The sequence below is a fragment of the Paeniglutamicibacter sp. ZC-3 genome (assembly GCF_025847175.2).
Lineage (GTDB): Bacteria > Actinomycetota > Actinomycetes > Actinomycetales > Micrococcaceae > Paeniglutamicibacter > Paeniglutamicibacter sulfureus.
Genome location: NZ_JAOYTG010000039.1, coordinates 1 through 1,876 on the forward strand (window position 1 = coordinate 1; position 1,876 = coordinate 1,876).

The 1,876-nt window shown below is 56.2% G+C and carries 1 rRNA gene; it reads left to right on the forward strand.

From position 1 onward, the window contains the following. Window positions 1-23 precede the first annotated feature (23 nt). Window positions 24-1,551: ribosomal RNA gene (locus tag OIU93_RS20295) — 16S ribosomal RNA — on the forward strand. Window positions 1,552-1,876: the final 325 nt, after the last annotated feature.

Below are 1,876 nucleotides of genomic sequence, written 5' to 3' on the forward strand. Positions count from 1 at the left end.
CGTGTTGGTTGTGTCTGTATTTTTTTACGGAGAGTTTGATCCTGGCTCAGGATGAACGCTGGCGGCGTGCTTAACACATGCAAGTCGAACGATGACTTTTGTGCTTGCACAGAATGATTAGTGGCGAACGGGTGAGTAACACGTGAGTAACCTGCCCCTGACTCTGGGATAAGCCTGGGAAACTGGGTCTAATACCGGATATGCACCGTGGACCGCATGGTTTTTGGTGGAAAGATTTTTTGGTCAGGGATGGACTCGCGGCCTATCAGCTTGTTGGTGAGGTAATGGCTCACCAAGGCGACGACGGGTAGCCGGCCTGAGAGGGTGACCGGCCACACTGGGACTGAGACACGGCCCAGACTCCTACGGGAGGCAGCAGTGGGGAATATTGCACAATGGGCGAAAGCCTGATGCAGCGACGCCGCGTGAGGGATGACGGCCTTCGGGTTGTAAACCTCTTTCAGTAGGGAAGAAGCGAAAGTGACGGTACCTGCAGAAGAAGCGCCGGCTAACTACGTGCCAGCAGCCGCGGTAATACGTAGGGCGCAAGCGTTATCCGGAATTATTGGGCGTAAAGAGCTCGTAGGCGGTTTGTCGCGTCTATCGTGAAAGTCCGAGGCTCAACCTCGGATCTGCGGTGGGTACGGGCAGACTAGAGTGATGTAGGGGAGACTGGAATTCCTGGTGTAGCGGTGAAATGCGCAGATATCAGGAGGAACACCGATGGCGAAGGCAGGTCTCTGGGCATTAACTGACGCTGAGGAGCGAAAGCATGGGGAGCGAACAGGATTAGATACCCTGGTAGTCCATGCCGTAAACGTTGGGCACTAGGTGTGGGGGACATTCCACGTTTTCCGCGCCGTAGCTAACGCATTAAGTGCCCCGCCTGGGGAGTACGGCCGCAAGGCTAAAACTCAAAGGAATTGACGGGGGCCCGCACAAGCGGCGGAGCATGCGGATTAATTCGATGCAACGCGAAGAACCTTACCAAGGCTTGACATGTGCCAGACCGCCGTGGAAACACGGTTTCCCCTTTGGGGCTGGTTCACAGGTGGTGCATGGTTGTCGTCAGCTCGTGTCGTGAGATGTTGGGTTAAGTCCCGCAACGAGCGCAACCCTCGTTCCATGTTGCCAGCGCGTAAAGGCGGGGACTCATGGGAGACTGCCGGGGTCAACTCGGAGGAAGGTGGGGACGACGTCAAATCATCATGCCCCTTATGTCTTGGGCTTCACGCATGCTACAATGGCCGGTACAATGGGTTGCGATACTGTGAGGTGGAGCTAATCCCAAAAAGCCGGTCTCAGTTCGGATTGGGGTCTGCAACTCGACCCCATGAAGTCGGAGTCGCTAGTAATCGCAGATCAGCAACGCTGCGGTGAATACGTTCCCGGGCCTTGTACACACCGCCCGTCAAGTCACGAAAGTTGGTAACACCCGAAGCCGGTGGCCTAACCCCTTGTGGGAGGGAGCCGTCGAAGGTGGGACCGGCGATTGGGACTAAGTCGTAACAAGGTAGCCGTACCGGAAGGTGCGGCTGGATCACCTCCTTTCTAAGGAGCAACTAGCACCAGGCAGCGAATCCACAGTGGTTTGTTTGCGGGTGTTCAGTGCTGCTCGCATCCATCACTTGTGTTGATGGGCGAGTGCTCAAGGGTGGAATATCAACAAATAATGGCCGTCCATCGTTGGTGGGTGGTTTTCTAGTACGCTTCCGGGATTCGTTCCGGTGGTTGGAACGGGAGCCGCCGGCGAACGCGGATGGTCTTTTGGCACACTGTTGGGTCCTGGAATAACAGGCCCCGGTCCGGTTTCGGGTTGGGTTCTTGTTTTTTCTGGATTGTCCCGCGCATGGCCTAAGCCGCACGAGCCTCCCTT